Here is a 16,260-nt window from a genome sequence, read left to right on the forward strand (position 1 = left end):
CTCTGGATGCGACGTCGACCAAGTAAGGTTGGCCTGTTGTTCAGCGCGCCAACTCAAAGGAGCATCCGACCATGGCCGCGATCGTGCTTATCGGCGCCCAATGGGGGGACGAGGGCAAAGGTAAGGCAACCGACCTGCTCGGCGGAAAGCTGCAGTGGGTGGTTCGGTATCAGGGCGGCAACAACGCCGGACATACCGTCGTCCTCCCGAACGGGGAGACCTTCGCACTCCATCTGATCCCCTCCGGAATCCTGACGCCCGGGGTGAAGAACGTCATCGGCAACGGCGTGGTGGTCGATCCGGGGGTACTGCTGACCGAGCTCGGCGGCCTCGAGGACCGCGACGTCGACACCTCGGGTCTGCTCATCTCGGCCGACGCGCACCTGCTGATGCCGTACCACGTGGCGATCGACAAGGTCACCGAGCGGTTCCTGGGGAACAAGAAGATCGGCACCACCGGCCGCGGCATCGGGCCCTGCTATCAGGACAAGATCGCCCGCGTCGGGGTCCGGGCCGCCGACGTGCTCGACGAGAAGATCCTGGCGCAGAAGGTCGAGGCCGCGCTGGAGCTGAAGAACCAGATCCTGGTGAAGATCTACAACCGTCGTGCCCTCGATCCCGCGCAGGTGGTCGAGGAGGTGCTCGAGCAGGCCGAGGGGTTCATGCACCGCATCGCCGATACCCGACTGCTGCTCAACCAGGCCCTCGAACAGGGCGAGACGGTGCTGCTGGAAGGGTCGCAGGGCACGTTGCTCGACGTCGACCACGGCACGTATCCGTATGTCACGTCGTCTAATCCGACGTCCGGCGGCGCCGCCGTCGGCTCCGGGATCGGTCCCAACAAGATCACCACCGTGCTGGGCATCCTCAAGGCCTACACCACCCGCGTGGGGTCGGGACCGTTCCCCACCGAACTCTTCGACGAGTGGGGCGAGTACCTCGCCAAGACGGGCGGCGAGGTCGGCGTGACGACCGGTCGCGCACGTCGTTGCGGCTGGTTCGATGCCGTCATCGCGCGGTATGCCACGCGCGTCAACGGCATCACCGACTACTTCCTCACCAAGCTCGACGTGCTCTCCGGCCTGGACACGGTGCCGATCTGCGTGGCATACGAGGTCGACGGCGAACGCATCGACGAGATGCCGATGACGCAGACCGGTTTCCACCACGCGAAGCCGGTCTACGAGGAGATGCCCGGTTGGTGGGAGGACATCTCGGAGTGCCGGACTTTCGAGGACCTGCCACAGAACGCCCAGAACTACATTCTTCGACTGGAAGAGCTTGCCGGAGCTCATATCTCGTGCATCGGAGTGGGGCCGGGCCGGGAACAGACCATCGTTCGTCGCGAGATCGTGTAAGCGGAAGGGCCGGCGGGGGACTCGATGACGGCGCAGGGCAGCAGGGATTACGGGTCGATTCTGCTCGGGTCCGCCGACGAGAGTTCCTTCCGTCAGCGCCTGCGTATCCAGACCCTGCTGACCGGGATGATCGTGGTCGCCAACCTGATCGGCGCCGGCGTCGCGATCCTGTTGACCGGCGTCGGGATTCCGCAGCCGTCGGTGTTCCAGGCCCGCCTCTGGTGGGTGAACTTCCTCGTGCTGCCCGTCTATGTTGGGGCCGCGTTCGTCGTCGGCATCGGACTCGGCACCGTGGTGGTGGTCCGCGATCTGCGATGGGCGATCCGCGGCCGGCAGCCGAGCGCGCGAGACGCTCGCCGCACCCAGCGCGCGCCGTGGCGGCTGGTCGCCATCCAGGGGATGCTCTGGGGCGTCGCCACCGTGATGTTCACGATCATGTACGGGGTTCTCGATCCCGCCCTCATTCCCAAGATCTTCTTCGTCGTCGCACTGAGTGGCGTTGTGGTGGTTGCGAACTCGTACCTCTTGGTGGAATTCGCGATGCGGCCGGTCCTCGCCGAGGTGATCAGCGCCGGATACGGTCGCCGCAAACGCAGCGGTGTGCGGGCCCGGTCACTGGTGTCCTGGCTGGCCGGCTCCGCGATCCCGATCACCGGAATCCTGCTCGTCGTGCTCTTCGGCGTGTTCCGCGACGACACCGACAAACTCGACCTGTTCATCGGCGTCACCGTGCTGGCGGTGATCGCGTTGGGGACCGGGCTGATCCTGACCGTTCTGTCCAGTGTCAGTATCACCGGGCCGATCCGGAGCGTGCGGTCGGGGATGAAGCGGGTCCAGGACGGTGACACCGACGTCGATCTGGTGGTCTACGACGGCACCGAACTCGGTGACCTGCAGGTGGGCTTCAACGGCATGGTGACCGGGCTGCGGGAGCGTGCGCGGTTGCAGGATCTCTTCGGCCGGCATGTCGGGCGCGACGTCGCTGCCGCTGCGCTGCAACGAGATCCGGAGCTCGGCGGTTCCGAACGCATCGTCGCGGTGGTGTTCGTCGACGTGATCGGTTCCACCACGCTGGCGTCGCGACACAGCCCGACCGAGGTGGTCGAGATCCTCAACAGGTTCTTCGCGGTGATCGTCGCAGCGGTCGAGGGCCGGCACGGTCTGGTGAACAAATTCGAAGGTGATGCGGTGCTGGCGATCTTCGGGGCGCCGATCGACCTCGAGGACCCGGCCGGCGCCGCGCTGTCCGCTGCCCGGCAGATCGCCGGCGGCCTCGCACGGGACGTGCCCGATCTGGCCGCAGGCATCGGCGTCAGCTATGGGCGGGTCGTCGCCGGAAACGTCGGCGCCATCGAACGATTCGAGTACACGGTGATCGGCGATGCGGTCAACGAGAGCGCACGGCTCTCGGAACTGGCCAAACGGGATCCGGCGCGTCCGCTCGCGTCCGGTCATGCCGTCGAGGCGGCCGGGCCGGAGGCCGCGCGATGGGAGCAGCAGGAGGCCACCACTCTGCGCGGCCGGACGGCGGAGACGGTGGTCCATGCGGCACGGATCGCCGACCCGGATGACACCTGAGCGAGTCGCCGTGTCGAATGTCGTCGCCGTGGCGCGCTTTGGTGTCATCTGTGCGCTCGGGGCGACGGTCAGGTGCCCTCGGCGAGGACGCTCACCGTCAGCAGCATGACGGTGGGGCTGAACGGGGTTGGCTCGGACCTGGCTGCAGGCTACGTCAGTCGACTTCCCGATCCATCTGTCCCTCCGCGAAATCCAACCGGCGCAACGCGGTTCGCAAGACCTCGTCGTCGATGTGGCCGTCGTCGCGCTCCTCGATGAACACCTTCCGCTGGATCTGTAACAGCTCCATGCGCATCCGGTTGCCGGCCGCGGTGGGACTCTCGCCGATGTCCTCGGGGCCGCGCCCGAGTTCCTCCCAGCCGACGTTGCGTTGGGTGGTCACCCACTTCCGCAACATCCCCACCTGATGTCTACGCGGGTCGTTCTCCGCGAGCTCTGCGGCCAGCTCGTCGAGTCGTCGTTCCGACGCCCGGGACGCGCGATCCTGCGCCGACGCATAGGCCAGCCGGTCCTTCGCGGCGTCGTCGGTGCCGATGCCGAGTCGGCGGATCATCCAGCCCAGGGTGGTGCCCTGCAGGAGCAGCGTGCCGACCACGACGACGAAGGTGAGGAACAGGATCTCGGCGCGCGCCGGGAACGGCCCGCCGTCGTCGGTGGTCAGCGGGATCGCGAAGGCCGCGGCCAGCGAGACCACCCCCCGCATCCCCGCCCACCCGACGATGAACACCGCGCGGGGCGCCGGGCGTTCCTCGCGGCGACGGATCCTGGACGAGAGCGCCCTGGGTAGGTAGGTGGCGGGATAGACCCACAGGAACCTTGCCAGGATCGTCGCGGCCAGCACGACGGCGGCATCGATGGCGATCTGGACCCACGACTCACCGGCGAGACCGCGGATGAGGAACGGCAGCTGGAGCCCGATGAGGAGGAACACGAAGGATTCCAGGAGCGCGTCGATCGATTTGCGGACCGCGTCGTCCTGCAGTCGCGTGGCGTAGCCGAGTCGCACCGATCGCTGACCGAGGAACAGTCCCGCGACCACCACGGCGATCACGCCGGAGGCGTGGATCTCCTCGGCGACGTAATACGTCCCGAACGGCACCATCAGGCCGATCGCCGTCTCCATCGGCGGGTCGGTGAGCCAGAGCCGCAGCCAGGAGACGGCGAATCCGACCGCCAGCCCGATGACGAGGCCGCCGACGGCGGCAATGGCGAAGGTGGACAACCCTTCCCATACCGACGCGGTCGCACCGATCGCGGCGGCCAGGGCCACCCGGAAGGCGGTGAGGGCGGTCGCGTCGTTCAGCAGGCTCTCGCCGCCGAGCAGGGTCATGATCCGTCGGGGGAGTCCGACGCGCCGCCCGATCGCCTGCGCCGACACCGCGTCCGGCGGGGCCACCACGGCGCCGAGCACCAGCGCCGCGGCGAGTGGCAGGTGCGGCACCGTCGCGTAGGCGACCAGTCCGACGATCACCGTGGTGAAGAGCGGCAGGCCGATGGCGAGGAGCCCGATCGCCCGCCGGTTGGCGCGGATGGCCTGGTAGGAACTCTCCTGCGCGGCCGAATAGAGCAGCGGCGGCAGGATCAGGAACAGCACCAGCTCCGGTTCCAGCATCACCTCGGGGGTACCCGGGATCCAGCCGATACCCAGGCCGACCAGGACGAGGATCAGCGGCGCCGACAATCCGTATCGCCGGCACAGTGCGGCGAGGACCACGGCAACCACCGCCACCAACAACAGCGATGCGCTCACGCGAAGAACCTATCCCGGCATCGCCCGTCGCGGGGATCGCGACGATCCGGATAATGGCGTACATGCGTATCTTCCGGCGAGGTGGCGACGACCGATCCGAGACCATGGGTGGGGGTGGATCGTCGGGCGGCGGATCACGATGTGAGGAGTTGGCGACCTACGGCATCGACTCGAACGCGGACCCCGAGCCGCGCGCCGGTGACTACGCCGCCTGCGAGGAGTGCACCGCGCTCGGCGAACACCATTGGGCGCACCTGCGGATCTGCCTGACATGCGGGCATGTCGGATGCTGCGATTCCAGCCCGCGCCGCCACGCCACTGCGCATTTCGACGAGAGCGGCCACCCGGTGATGCGTTCGGCCGAGCCCGGAGAGGTGTGGCGGTGGTGCTACGTGCACGAGGTCACGGGTTGAGCGAGGGTTCCGTGGGCCCCGCGGGTCTGTGCTGAACTGCACGTAGGATTTGGGCATGACGTCAGACAGCCAAGGTGCTTCCGAGGCGTCGGTGCCGGCCGACGAGGAGGCCGCGCCGGTGCAGGGCGGGCCGGTGCACGAGGTGGGCCATGCCGCGGTCGGACCGCCCGCGGTGCTCGGCACGCCGCTGAGCCCGACCGCGACCAAGGTGATGGTGCTCGGCGCCGGTGAACTGGGCAAAGAGGTGATCATCGCCTTCCAGCGCCTCGGTGTCGAGGTGATCGCGGTGGATCGGTACGCCGATGCGCCCGGGCAGCAGGTGGCACATCGCGCCGAGGTGATCGACATGACCGACGCCGATGCACTGATGGCCGTCATCGAGCGCCATCGGCCGCACTACGTGGTGCCCGAGATCGAGGCGATCGCGACTCCCGCGCTCGTCGAGGTGGAGAAGCGCGGACTGGCCGAGGTGATCCCGACGGCACGAGCCGTGGTCGCGACCATGGACCGTGAGGGCATCCGTCGTCTCGCCGATGAGGAACTCGGACTCCCGACGTCGCCGTATCTCTTCGCGTCCTCACACGAGGAACTCGAGGAGGCAGTCGGGGAGATCGGCTTCCCGTGCGTGGTGAAGCCGGTGATGTCGTCGTCGGGCAAGGGGCAGACCGTGGTTCGCGCGTCGGCCGACATCGGGCCCGCCTGGAACACCGCGACCACCGGTGCCCGTGTGCACGGCGAGCGGGTCATCGTCGAGGGATTCATCGAGTTCGACTACGAGATCACTCTCCTGACGGTCCGGGCGATCGATCCCGCCACCGGCCGTCTGGCCTCCCACTTCTGCGCGCCCATCGGCCATCAGCAGGTCGGCGGCGACTACGTGGAGAGCTGGCAGCCACACGAGATGTCGACCGATGCGCTCGGTGCGGCCACGTCCATCGCAGCACGCATCGCCACCGGTCTCGGCGACGGAAAGCTCGCAGGCCGGGGTGTCTTCGGTGTCGAACTGTTCGTCAAGGGCGACGACGTCTACTTCTCCGAGGTCAGCCCCCGCCCGCACGACACCGGCCTGGTCACCCTGGCCACGCAGCGTCTGTCGCAGTTCGAGATGCATGCCCGGGCCATCCTGGGACTGCCCGTCGACGTCACGCTGGCGTCGCCGGGTGCATCGGCGGTGATCTACGGGCAGCTCGACGAACCCGCGATCGGATTCGAGAACGTCGCCCGAGCGCTCACGGTGCCGGAGACCGACATCCGACTGTTCGGGAAGCCGGAGAGCTTCCATCGTCGGCGGATGGGCGTGATCACCGCCACCGCGGACGATGTCGCCGTCGCCCGGCAGCGTGCCGTCCACGCGGCGTCGCTGGTGACCCCGGTCTCCGGACGCCCGTTCGAGCGGTTGAGCCCGGCCCCGATGGCCGAGCCGGTCGTCCCGCCTGCGCCGTCACGGCCCGTGCCGCCTCCGCCGCCCTCGCGGCCCACCGCGCCGCCACGCGGCACCCCCGGGCCGCCGCAGCCGCCCGGTCCGCCACCCCCCGGTCCGCCACCGCCCGGTCCGCGGCAAGTGCCGATACCGCCGCGCGGGCCGATACCGCCACGCGGTGCTCCCGCACGACCGGCGGGCCCACCGCCGCGCCCCGTCCCGCCGACCGGCGGTCGTCCCGCCGGCCCGCCGCCGCCCCGGCCGTCGGGAAACCCGACACGCGCCTCGGTCGACTGAGCGTGCACTAGACCGGCCGGCCCTCGATGTCCCTTGGTGGGGAGCTGCTCGTCGGTGCGGTCATCCTCGTCGGACTCCTCGGGATCGTCTTCCCGGTCCTGCCGGCTGGTCTCCTGGTTCTCGCTGCGATCGGTGTCTGGTCGGCGATCGTCGGAGGCTGGGCATGGGCGATCTTCGGTGCCGCGGCGGCGGTGATCCTGCTCGGCGAGGTCGTCAAGTATCTGGTCGCCGGTCGGTCGTTGAAGGCCGCGGGCATCCCGAACGCCACGATCGCGGTCGGTGGGGTGCTCGGCATCGTCGGGTTCTTCGTGATCCCGGTGATCGGCCTGTTCATCGGGTTCGTACTGGGTGCCATGCTCGCCGAACTCATCCGCATGCGCAGCGTGGGTGCTGCCTGGCGAGGCACCGTGTCGGCGTCGAAGGCGGCGTTGATCACGATGGGGATCGAGCTGTTCGCGGCCCTGCTGGGAACAGCGATCTGGCTGGTGGGCGCGGGTATCTGGTGATCAGGACAGGCGCAGGCCCGCGCGCGAACCCAGGGGGACGATCATCGGGGCGCCGAACACCGGATCGGCCATCACATGAGACTGCAGGCCGAAGGCCGCCTCGAGCAGGTCAGTGGTGATCACCTCGTCGGGCCGCCCGTGCGCGACGATCTCGCCCGATCTCATCACGAACAGCGAATCACTGTATCGCGCAGCAAGATTGAGATCGTGCAGGACCATCACCACCGTCTTGCCGTGCTCGGTACGCAGCGTGTGAACCAGATCGAGGATCTCGACGGCATGGGCGAGGTCGAGGTAGGTGGTGGGTTCGTCGAGGAGCAGGAGGTCGGTCTCCTGGGCGAGGGTGAGCGCGATCCACACCCGCTGACGCTGCCCGCCGGAGAGTGCATCGATCGGGCGATCGGCAAGGTCGGTGGTCGCCGTCTGTTCCATCGCCAGCGCGACCGCGGCCTCATCGGCGGCCGACGCCTGCTGATACCACCGCTGGTGGGGATGTCGTCCCCGAGTGACCAGATCCTCGACGGTGAGCCCCTCCGGCGCAACGGGATTCTGCGGCAACAGGCCGAGGCGCCGCGCGACGTCCCTCGGACGCATCCGGTTGATGTCGGCGTCGTCGAGGTAGACGGTCCCCGATCGCGGCGGCAGCAGCCGGGACAGCGCGCGGAGCAATGTCGACTTCCCGCACCCGTTGGGGCCGATGATCGTGGTGATCTCGCCGTCGGGGATCGCGATGTCGAGGTCGGAGATGATGATCCGGTCGTCGTAACCGACCTGCAGACCTGCCGCGCGCAGCCGCGATTGCGGGGTGGTGGCTTCGGTGATCGCCGCGTCGGAGTGGGTCATACCGTGGCCTTTCGGGACATCGCGATCATGAGATAGATGAGGCACGGACCGCCGATCGCCGCGGTGACGATACCGACCGGCAGACCGCCGGGCAGGAGCGTGCGGCACAGCAGGTCGCCGCCGAGCACGAGGATTGCGCCGACGATGCCGGAGGCGAGCGGTGTGGGGAGCGGAGAGCCGGTCAGACGCAACGCGATCTGCGGCGCAAGTAGCGCGACGAACGCGATCGGGCCCGCCGCCGAGACGCAGAGTGCGGCCACCAGGACCGCGACGATCAGCAGGATCGTGGTCACTCGGCCGGCGTTGACGCCCAGCCCCCGGGCGACCTCGGACCCGAGCCCGAGGATTCCGATGGCCCGCGACATCCAGATCACCACGGCCACACCGACCCCGACCGCGATGGTGGCCGGCCAGACATCGGACCAGGTCGCCTGGGAGACCGAACCCACCAGCCAGGTCTGCGCGCGTGCCGCGTCGGCGATCTGAGCGCGCGTCAGCATGTAGGAGGTCAACGCCTGCAGCATCCAGGTGACGCCGACGCCGATGATGACGAGCCGGAACGGGTCGATGCCGATGTTCGCCGACCGGCCCGGCCAGGCGAGCAGATACATCACGATCGCGGTGGCGAAGCCGCCGATGAGGGCGGCCACCGGCACCCCGAGCCCGGCCAGCCAGGCCCCCCACGAGGTCGAGAACGCGATGGCGGCGACGGCCGCGGCACTCGCTCCCGCGGTGATGCCGAGGATGTCCGGGGTGGCCAGCGGATTGCGTGCGATCAGCTGGGTCAGGGCGCCCGCCATGCCGAAGCCGAACCCGACCAGCAGCGAGACCAGCGCGCGGGGCAGCGAGACGTCGAAGACCACGACGTTCTCGATGCGGGTGCCACCACCGAGCAGGACACGCGCCACGTCGATCGGGCTCATCGGGTAGTCGCTGATCCCGACGCTCAGCAGGAACAGGAGCAGGGTGATCGCGACGGCGACGGCCATCGTCACCAGCATGCGGGGGCGGACGACCCACGACGACGACCCGACACGCAGGATGCGGCGACGCCGGGTCCGCTGTGGTGCTTGTGGTTCGGGGCCGGCGGGATCGGGGCTCAGCGGGCTCGGTCGGACGTCGGTGGTCATACGCTGGCCAACTTCCGTTTGCGGACGAGGGCGATGAGGAACGGTGCGCCGACGAGCGCCAGGATGACTCCGACCTGCACCTCGCCGGGGCGGGCGATGACGCGGCCGATGACGTCGCAGACCAGTACCAGGATCGCGCCCAGCAGCGCCGAATACGGAACGATCCACCGGTAGTCGGACCCGGTGAAGACGCGCGCGATGTGCGGGACGACGAGCCCGAGGAAGACGATCGGACCGCAGGCCGCCGTCGCCGCGCCGACGAGCAGAGTGATGGTGAGGATGCCCATGATGCGGATCAGCACGACGCGTGAGCCGAGGGCCTTGGACATGTCGTCGCCCAGACTGAGCACGTTCAGGAAGAAGCCGCTGCCCAGCGCGAGCACGAGGCCGATGACGATGAACGGCAGCGCGGCCGAGAACACGTCGAGCCCTCGGCCGGTGGTGGCGCCGACGTTCCAGAACCGCCAGGCGTCGAGGGTGACGCTGTCCGACAACACGATTGCCGAGGTGATCGCCAGCAGCAGCGCGGAGAGGCCGGTGCCGGCGAGGACCAGGGTCAGCGGACTCGCACCCGACAGCGCGGCGAGGCCGAAGACAGCGCTCGCCGCGATGAGCGCACCGATCAGGCCGAAAGCCATGAATGCGATGGGGCTCTGAATCCCCAGCAGGTAGACACCCGCGACGACGGCGCAGGCGGCGCCCGCGTTGACCCCCAACATCCCCGGATCGGCCAGCGGATTACGTGTGTGCCCCTGCGCGAGGGCGCCGGCGGCGCCGATCGCGAGGCCGATCATCAGTCCGAGGACGGTCCGGGGGAATCGGAGGTCCCAGACGATGCCGTAGACATCCGAGGCCCCGGGCGGTGCCGGCGGTGCTTGGAGCACGATCCAGGGGATGCCGTGGAAGTCGGTGACTTTCAGTGATGGCCAACCGCCGGCCTGCAGAGCATCGATCACCTCGCCGATCCCGAGTTGTCGGGTGCCGACCGCGATCGAGGCGAAGAGCGCCACCACGATCACTGCGATGAGCAGCAGGATCCCGGTCATTCGGCGCATGAAGGGTTACCTTACCAATGGTGTTCGGGTGGCCTCTGAGGGCGTCGAGGCGGCGATGTCTTTTGCATAACGAAAGGCATACGTGGCTGTGAAGAGGCTGTGTGGTGCGTAACGATTCGCTTGGCATGGGTCGATAGTCCAACCAGAACGTCACGAGGACACCGGAGTAGGAGAGATTGATGAGAGCATCGCTCAAGCGCGCGGGTGCCACGGTATTGGCCACAGTGGGCATCGCGGCAGGCACCCTCGCCGGGACCACGCCCGCACAGGCTGCGGTACCGGGGGACCTGGAGCTCGTCGGAGGCATCGAATGCCACTTCGGCCAGTGGGGACAGCCCTGGAACCAGGCTTGGTACATGTACCGCTACATGACCGTCCGCAATGTCGGTGACACGACGATGCACAACGTCATCCTCAACGAGGTCAACGGCAAGTCGGTCCGCGTCAAGGAGCTCAAGCCGGGCGAGACCCTGTCCAAGTGGGACAACAAGGCGCAGCGTTGGGTCCGCCCGATCGAGACCCGCTGGTTCGGCTGCTTCCCGTCGTCCATCTCGGGATTCACGTTCTCCAACGAGGCCGAGAACCTGACGAACAACTTCGGCTACTGGCAGAACTTCCGCCGCCAGGACAATCCCCCGGCGAACAACAACGGCGGTAAAAACAACGGCGGGGGCACCACCGCAGCGAACTGACCCCGAGGGGCCGCGTGAGGCGAGGGAACCTCGCCTCACGGACCCCTACCCGACAAAACGGCGACCGGATCACCGGTCGCCGTTTTGCTGTCTTGATCTGTTCTCGCCGACCGGGCCCAAATCCTCGCCGAGCGGGCGCAGAAAATCTCCGATCGTGCGCAATTTCGCGTCGACCGTGCACAATTTCGCGTCGACCGTGCACAGATCATTGCCGAGCGGGCGCAGATCCCGACGGGATGTCCGCCTGGGAACCGCTGCGCGCACGACCGACGCGAAACTGCGCACGATCGGCGGGAAACTGCGCACGATCGGCGCGAAACTGCGCACGATCGGCGCGAAACTGCGCACGATCGACGGGATTGCGTGCACGATCGGCGGAGGTGTCAGCTGCCGGGGCGTGACACCTTGTGCGGCTCGGACGCCGCGATCATGTCCTCACGCTCGACGACCTTCACGCGCTCGCGGCCCTCGGCCGCACCGAGGCTGCGCTCGTGCTCGTCGAGGCGGTACCAGCCGTCCCAGGTGGTGAACGGGATGCCCTTGCCCTCGAGTAGCTCGATGACGGCGTCCTCCGACGGCTTGCCCGGCGAGAGCAGCGCCTCGTTGGTCATGTCCTCGAGGATGCAGTCGACGGTCTCGTTGGCATCGCCCTTGGTGTGGCCGATCAGTCCGACGGGACCGCGCTTGACCCAGCCGGTGGTGTAGATGCCGGTGAGGTGCTGACCTTCGTCGAAGACGCGGCCGGCCTCGTTCGGGATCACGCCGGCCTGCTGATCGAAGGGGATCTGCGGGAGGTTGTCGGAGAGGTAGCCGACGGCGCGGTAGACGGCGCCGAGGTCCCAATCGGTGTGCTTGCCCGTCGGCTTGACGTTGCCGGTGCCGTCGAGCTGGGTCCGTTCGGTCCGCAACCCGACGACCGTGCCGTCCTCGCCGAGGATCTCGACCGGGTTCTCGAAGAAGTGCAGGAACAGCTTGTGGATGGCGCCCTGCTTGGGATCGCGGATCGCGTAGTTCTCGATGATCGTGGCGACCTGGTCGGTGATCTTCGACCCGCGACGCGCGACGGCCGATCCCTCGTCGTATTCGATGTCCTCGGGAGCGACGACGACCTCGATGTTCGGCGAGTGATCGAGCTCCTTGAGTTCGAGTGGCGTGAACTTGGCCTGAGCCGGTCCGCGACGACCGAACACATGGACCTCGATGGCCTTGTTGGCCTTGAGTCCCTCGTAGACGTTGGCCGGGATCTCGGTCGCGAGCAGCTCGTCGCCGGTCTTGGCGAGCACCCGAGCGACGTCGAGCGCGACATTGCCGACGCCGATGACGGCGACCTTCTCCGCCTCGAGCGGCCAGGTGCGCGGGAAGTCCGGGTGGCCGTCGTACCAGGCGACGAACTGGGCGGCGCCGTAACTGCCGTCGAGATCGATGCCGGGGATGTCCAAGACACGATCGTCGGTGGCGCCGGTCGAGAAGATCACCGCGTCGTAGAGATCCCGCAGCTCTTCGAGGGTGATGTCGGTGCCGTAGTCGATGTTGCCGAGCAGTCGGACCTGGGGCTTGTCGAGCACCTTGTGCAGCGCGGTGATGATGCCCTTGATGCGCGGGTGGTCGGGCGCGACGCCGTAACGGATCAGTCCGAAGGGGGCGGGCATCCGCTCGTAGAGGTCGATGCTGACGCCGGAAATCGGTTGGCCCGCTCGCGTTGCTCCCGGGGCCAGGTCCTTCGCGGTGTCGGACTTCATCAACGCGTCTGCTGCGTAGATCCCGGCGGGACCTGCACCGACGATGGCAACCCGCAACGGGCGGCTGGTGTCACTCATGGAGTAGGTGCTTTCCGTGGCTCTTGTGTGACTCTGGCGAAAGAGTCGCTGGTGGTGGCCGCTACGCGGCGCCTATCCCTTCTACGGTAGGCGTTCGACGCGCGTGGCCAAAATCTGTTTGTGAGGATTACCTCACTTGTGCCATGTGCGAGGTGTCAGCGTTTGGCGGCTTGGGAGATCGGTCCCACCGACTGGTCGGCGACCCACGGCAGGGTCAGCACCGTCGGCACCGACATCGCGCTGCCCACCTGCTGGTCCAGATAGACCGCTCGTCCCTGCGTCACGACAGGCAGCTTGCTCCACGTCGGATCGTTCTTCAGCCGGGCGTTGGAGCCCTGCCAGTCCACCGCGACCACCACGTCGACGTCGTTGAGCATCGAGAGGTTCTCGGCCGAGATCTCACCGTAGAAACCGTTGGTGATGGCCGGTTTCAGCGATTCCGGGAAGGTGAATCCGTAGTCGGTCAGTGTCTGTCCACGGCCGTCGTCTGGGCTGTAGATCGACACCGCGCCGGTGGGCAGTCCGGAGACCACGGCGGCCGTCTTGCCGGCGAACTCGGGGTGCTTCGCCCGGACGTCGGCAAGGTACTTCTCGGTCTCGTCGATCTTGCGCTGCGCGGTGGCCGGCAGCCCGACGGCCCGTCCGATCTCGGCGGTCTGCACGTCCCAGGGGATCTGCCAGTTCTGATACTCCTTGGGCCGCACGATCGTCGGTGCGGCCTTGGTCAGGACGTCGTACTGCTCCGGTGTGGGTGCGGCGCCGATCGCGGTGATCAGCTCCGGGTCGGTCGCGAGGGCTTTGGGGATCTGACTGCCGAAGTCGGCCGCGGCATTCGGGAGCACCACCGGCTCCGCGTCGCCGAGGAGCTCGGAATTCCATGGCGTGCCGCGTTCCGGGGGATCGCCGAACGGCGCGACGGTGGTCGGCGTGACCCCGAGCGCGAGCAGGGTGTCGGCGTCGCCGACACCCATCGCGGCCACCCGGGACGGCTGCTTTGAGATCGTCGTCGAACCGTATGCGTGCTGGATCGTCGCGGGGATCGAGCCTGCTTCGGCGGTGGGCATCGACGACGATGCCGTCGAATCCTCCTCGGGGGCACTGCAGGCGCCGACGACCAGGGTTGCGGCAGCGGTGATGCCCACGGCGGCCAGACGTATCGGCCGGGAGAGACGTGCTCGAGGTGCGCGCATGAGGTCCTCACATGTACGGAAGGATTCGGAGGTACTTAGCCCAGGTACTTAGCCCACCCTAACTGCAGGCCGGGAGGCGCTCGGTCGGCGCCCGCGGACCCGGCATCGCCGGTGGTCGATAGACTGCCCGCCATGGCAGAGGGCGCGCAGGACCGCGAACGGTCGTGGAAGGACGCGTGGCCCGTCCTGGTCGCCCTCGCGGTCGTGGTGGTCGCCGCCGCGGGGATCGGGATCTCGTATCTGATCCGGCCGGCCGACGAGCGGATGAGCACCGACGCGCAGGTCCAGCACGCCATCAACGACGTCTACACCGCCCGTAACGACGTCGACTACGAGAAATATCGCGCGTCGACCTGCGCCGCGGACGTGTCGTCGGCGGCGTTCCCGAACGAATCGACGTTTGTGGACGAGAACCGGAAGTCGTTCGATGAGAACGGACATATCGTCATCCCCGAGATCACCGGTATCGCGGTGTCGGGAGACCGGGCGAGGGCGCAGGTACATTGGCACTTCGATGACAAGCCCGACCAGAAACAGGTGACCGACACGGTCGTGGTGCGTGAAGACGGGGACTGGAAGGTGTGTACGTCGTGAGCTATTCGGGTGATCTGACGCCGCTGCAGGCGTGGGAGAAACTGGAGAACGATCCCAAGACCGTGCTGGTCGACTGCCGGACCAGGGCCGAGTGGGCCTTTGTCGGCGTTCCCGACCTCGAGGTGATCGGCAAGAAGACCCTGTTCGTGGAGTGGACCACGTTCCCGGAGGGCATGCCGAACGAGGCCTTCGTCGAGCAGCTGCGTGACGGCGGCGTCACCGACGACAGTGAGGTCATCTTCATCTGCCGGTCGGGACATCGTTCCATCGGCGCCGCGGAGGCGGCCGCCGCCGACGGGATCGGTGCGGCCTACAACGTGCTCGACGGCTTCGAGGGCGCGCTTGACGAGAACGACCACCGCGGTGGCCGGGGCTGGCGGGCGCTCGACCTCCCGTGGCGGCAGTCGTGAGCAGGGAACTGCCCGAAGGGGTTTCGGCCGACACCCTGGCGGTCCGGGCCGGGCTCGATCGGTCCGGCTTTTTCGAGACCTCCGAGGGGCTGTACCTGACCAGCGGCTACGTGTATGAGTCGGCGGAGGCCGCCGAGCGGGCCTTCACCGGCGAGGACAAGCGATTCGTCTACTCGCGGTACGGGAATCCGACCGTCGAGATGTTCCAGGAGCGGCTGCGTCAGCTCGAAGGTGCCGAGGCGTGCTTCGCCACGGCCAGCGGGATGGCCGCGGTCTTCGTCGCGCTGGGTGCACTGCTGAAGGCGGGCGATCGGCTGGTCGCCGCCCGCAGCCTGTTCGGCTCGTGCTTCGTGGTGTGCAACGAGATCCTGCCCCGGTGGGGTGTCGAGACCGTCTTCGTCGACGGCGAAGACCTCGACCAGTGGGAAGCGGCATTGTCGAAGCCGACGACGGCGGTGTTCTTCGAGACGCCGTCGAACCCGATGCAGACACTCGTCGACGTCGCGCGGGTCTCGGAACTCGCCCATGCCGCCGGTGCGAAGGTGGTGCTGGACAACGTCTTCGCCACGCCGTTGCTGCAGAGCGGCCTCGACATGGGTGCCGACGTGATCGTGTACTCGGGCACCAAGCACATCGACGGCCAGGGCCGGGTGATGGGCGGAGCGGTGCTCGGCGAGAAGGAATTCATCGACGGGCCCGTCCAGATGCTGATGCGGCACACCGGTCCGGCGCTCAGTCCGTTCAATGCCTGGACGCTGCTCAAGGGGCTCGAGACCATGCGCCTGCGGCTCGATGCCTCGGTGGCCTCGGCGCTGCGCATCGCGCAGTTCCTGGAAGACGACCCACGGGCTCGCTGGGTGAAATACCCGTTCCTGCAATCACATCCGCAGCACGTGCTCGCGCACAAGCAGATGTCGGGTGGGGGCACGGTAGTCACTTTCGAGATCGCCGACCGCGACGGCGTCGACGGCAAGAAGCGTGCCTTCGAGGTGCTCAATGCGCTTCGGGTGGTGGACATCTCGAACAACCTCGGTGATTCGAAGTCGCTGATCACTCATCCCGCGACCACCACCCATCGCGCGATGGGGCCGGATGGCCGGGCGTCGATCGGCGTCACCGACTCGGTGGTGCGCCTGTCGGTCGGACTCGAGGGGGTCGAGGATCTGCTGAAGGATCTGGATCAGGCCCTCGGCTGAGCGTTGGTGTG

General features: G+C 67.8%; 16 protein-coding genes. 9 read left to right on the forward strand and 7 right to left on the reverse strand.

The window, feature by feature from the left end; all coding sequences use genetic code 11:
* Positions 1-71 precede the first annotated feature (71 nt).
* Positions 72-1,358, forward strand: a complete 1,287-nt coding sequence (locus ACLQ3I_RS08370) for an adenylosuccinate synthase (protein ID WP_425801202.1) — start codon at positions 72-74, stop codon at positions 1,356-1,358.
* Positions 1,359-1,382: 24 nt separating this feature from the next.
* Complete coding sequence (locus tag ACLQ3I_RS08375) at positions 1,383-2,936, forward strand: adenylate/guanylate cyclase domain-containing protein (protein WP_425801204.1); 1,554 nt, start codon at positions 1,383-1,385, stop codon at positions 2,934-2,936.
* Between the two features lie 154 nt (positions 2,937-3,090).
* On the opposite strand, the gene ACLQ3I_RS08380 is transcribed toward ACLQ3I_RS08375, so the two are convergent.
* Positions 3,091-4,686 carry a Na+/H+ antiporter gene (locus ACLQ3I_RS08380; RefSeq protein WP_425801207.1) on the reverse strand — a complete coding sequence of 532 codons (1,596 nt, stop codon included), beginning with the start codon at positions 4,684-4,686 and terminating at the stop codon, positions 3,091-3,093.
* Positions 4,687-4,748: 62 nt separating this feature from the next.
* On the opposite strand from ACLQ3I_RS08380, the gene ACLQ3I_RS08385 reads away from it, so the two are divergent.
* From ACLQ3I_RS08385 to ACLQ3I_RS08395, 3 genes are read left to right on the forward strand one after another with little or no spacing between them, the layout of a single operon-like run.
* Complete coding sequence (locus tag ACLQ3I_RS08385; RefSeq protein ID WP_425801209.1) at positions 4,749-5,099, forward strand: UBP-type zinc finger domain-containing protein; 351 nt, start codon at positions 4,749-4,751, stop codon at positions 5,097-5,099.
* Positions 5,100-5,154: 55 nt separating this feature from the next.
* Positions 5,155-6,816, forward strand: a complete 1,662-nt coding sequence (gene purT, locus ACLQ3I_RS08390) for a formate-dependent phosphoribosylglycinamide formyltransferase (RefSeq protein WP_425801211.1) — start codon at positions 5,155-5,157, stop codon at positions 6,814-6,816.
* 26 nt (positions 6,817-6,842) lie between these two features.
* The gene (locus ACLQ3I_RS08395) at positions 6,843-7,322 is read left to right on the forward strand and encodes a DUF456 domain-containing protein (RefSeq protein ID WP_425801214.1); all 480 of its coding nucleotides are present in this window, start codon (positions 6,843-6,845) and stop codon (positions 7,320-7,322) included.
* On the opposite strand, the gene ACLQ3I_RS08400 is transcribed toward ACLQ3I_RS08395, so the two are convergent.
* The 3 genes from ACLQ3I_RS08400 to ACLQ3I_RS08410 are packed head-to-tail and all read right to left on the reverse strand — an operon-like array spanning position 7,323 to position 10,350.
* The gene (locus tag ACLQ3I_RS08400) at positions 7,323-8,165 is read right to left on the reverse strand and encodes an ABC transporter ATP-binding protein (RefSeq protein ID WP_425801216.1); all 843 of its coding nucleotides are present in this window, start codon (positions 8,163-8,165) and stop codon (positions 7,323-7,325) included. It abuts the gene before it with no gap.
* The gene (locus ACLQ3I_RS08405; protein WP_425801218.1) at positions 8,162-9,295 is read right to left on the reverse strand and encodes a FecCD family ABC transporter permease; all 1,134 of its coding nucleotides are present in this window, start codon (positions 9,293-9,295) and stop codon (positions 8,162-8,164) included. Before ACLQ3I_RS08405 ends, ACLQ3I_RS08400 begins: the two co-directional genes overlap by 4 nt.
* Positions 9,292-10,350, reverse strand: a complete 1,059-nt coding sequence (locus ACLQ3I_RS08410) for a FecCD family ABC transporter permease (protein WP_425801220.1) — start codon at positions 10,348-10,350, stop codon at positions 9,292-9,294. The genes ACLQ3I_RS08405 and ACLQ3I_RS08410 overlap by 4 nt, the downstream gene beginning before the upstream one ends.
* 179 nt (positions 10,351-10,529) lie before the next feature.
* On the opposite strand from ACLQ3I_RS08410, the gene ACLQ3I_RS08415 reads away from it, so the two are divergent.
* Entirely contained in the window at positions 10,530-11,042 is a 513-nt protein-coding gene (locus ACLQ3I_RS08415) for a hypothetical protein (RefSeq protein WP_425792456.1), read from the forward strand.
* Positions 11,043-11,111: 69 nt separating this feature from the next.
* Here ACLQ3I_RS08415 and ACLQ3I_RS08420 read toward each other — a convergent pair whose 3' ends face one another.
* The 3 genes from ACLQ3I_RS08420 to ACLQ3I_RS08430 all read right to left on the reverse strand — a co-directional run bounded on the left by ACLQ3I_RS08420 (position 11,112) and on the right by ACLQ3I_RS08430 (position 14,049).
* A complete protein-coding gene (locus ACLQ3I_RS08420; protein WP_425801222.1) occupies positions 11,112-11,411 on the reverse strand; it encodes a hypothetical protein in 300 nt (99 codons plus the stop codon).
* 14 nt (positions 11,412-11,425) lie between these two features.
* Positions 11,426-12,859 carry an FAD-dependent oxidoreductase gene (locus ACLQ3I_RS08425; protein WP_425801225.1) on the reverse strand — a complete coding sequence of 478 codons (1,434 nt, stop codon included), beginning with the start codon at positions 12,857-12,859 and terminating at the stop codon, positions 11,426-11,428.
* A 155-nt stretch (positions 12,860-13,014) separates the two neighbouring features.
* Positions 13,015-14,049 carry an ABC transporter substrate-binding protein gene (locus tag ACLQ3I_RS08430; RefSeq protein ID WP_425801228.1) on the reverse strand — a complete coding sequence of 345 codons (1,035 nt, stop codon included), beginning with the start codon at positions 14,047-14,049 and terminating at the stop codon, positions 13,015-13,017.
* 132 nt (positions 14,050-14,181) lie between these two features.
* Between ACLQ3I_RS08430 and ACLQ3I_RS08435 the strand changes: the two genes are divergently transcribed.
* From ACLQ3I_RS08435 to ACLQ3I_RS08445, 3 genes are read left to right on the forward strand one after another with little or no spacing between them, the layout of a single operon-like run.
* Complete coding sequence (locus ACLQ3I_RS08435; protein ID WP_425792460.1) at positions 14,182-14,643, forward strand: hypothetical protein; 462 nt, start codon at positions 14,182-14,184, stop codon at positions 14,641-14,643.
* The gene (locus ACLQ3I_RS08440) at positions 14,640-15,053 is read left to right on the forward strand and encodes a rhodanese-like domain-containing protein (protein ID WP_425801230.1); all 414 of its coding nucleotides are present in this window, start codon (positions 14,640-14,642) and stop codon (positions 15,051-15,053) included. The genes ACLQ3I_RS08435 and ACLQ3I_RS08440 overlap by 4 nt, the downstream gene beginning before the upstream one ends.
* Positions 15,050-16,249: an O-succinylhomoserine sulfhydrylase gene (locus ACLQ3I_RS08445; protein WP_425792462.1), complete on the forward strand. Its 1,200-nt coding sequence runs from the start codon at positions 15,050-15,052 to the stop codon at positions 16,247-16,249. The genes ACLQ3I_RS08440 and ACLQ3I_RS08445 overlap by 4 nt, the downstream gene beginning before the upstream one ends.
* The last annotated feature ends 11 nt before the right edge of the window (positions 16,250-16,260 follow it).

Source organism: Gordonia sp. DT101, assembly GCF_049844895.1.
Lineage (GTDB): Bacteria > Actinomycetota > Actinomycetes > Mycobacteriales > Mycobacteriaceae > Gordonia.

Excerpts from the sequence above, each read along its gene's own strand:
- ACLQ3I_RS08395 (WP_425801214.1), top strand. The coding sequence starts at position 6,843 with ATGTCCCTTGGTGGGGAGCTGCTCGTCGGTGCGGTCATCCTCGTCGGA.
- ACLQ3I_RS08400 (WP_425801216.1), bottom strand. The coding sequence starts at position 8,165 with ATGACCCACTCCGACGCGGCGATCACCGAAGCCACCACCCCGCAATCG.
- ACLQ3I_RS08370 (WP_425801202.1), top strand. The coding sequence starts at position 72 with ATGGCCGCGATCGTGCTTATCGGCGCCCAATGGGGGGACGAGGGCAAA.
- ACLQ3I_RS08375 (WP_425801204.1), top strand. The coding sequence starts at position 1,383 with ATGACGGCGCAGGGCAGCAGGGATTACGGGTCGATTCTGCTCGGGTCC.
- ACLQ3I_RS08430 (WP_425801228.1), bottom strand. The coding sequence starts at position 14,049 with ATGCGCGCACCTCGAGCACGTCTCTCCCGGCCGATACGTCTGGCCGCC.
- purT (WP_425801211.1), top strand. The coding sequence starts at position 5,155 with ATGACGTCAGACAGCCAAGGTGCTTCCGAGGCGTCGGTGCCGGCCGAC.
- ACLQ3I_RS08410 (WP_425801220.1), bottom strand. The coding sequence starts at position 10,350 with ATGCGCCGAATGACCGGGATCCTGCTGCTCATCGCAGTGATCGTGGTG.
- ACLQ3I_RS08385 (WP_425801209.1), top strand. The coding sequence starts at position 4,749 with ATGCGTATCTTCCGGCGAGGTGGCGACGACCGATCCGAGACCATGGGT.
- ACLQ3I_RS08435 (WP_425792460.1), top strand. The coding sequence starts at position 14,182 with ATGGCAGAGGGCGCGCAGGACCGCGAACGGTCGTGGAAGGACGCGTGG.
- ACLQ3I_RS08415 (WP_425792456.1), top strand. The coding sequence starts at position 10,530 with ATGAGAGCATCGCTCAAGCGCGCGGGTGCCACGGTATTGGCCACAGTG.
- ACLQ3I_RS08405 (WP_425801218.1), bottom strand. The coding sequence starts at position 9,295 with ATGACCACCGACGTCCGACCGAGCCCGCTGAGCCCCGATCCCGCCGGC.
- ACLQ3I_RS08425 (WP_425801225.1), bottom strand. The coding sequence starts at position 12,859 with ATGAGTGACACCAGCCGCCCGTTGCGGGTTGCCATCGTCGGTGCAGGT.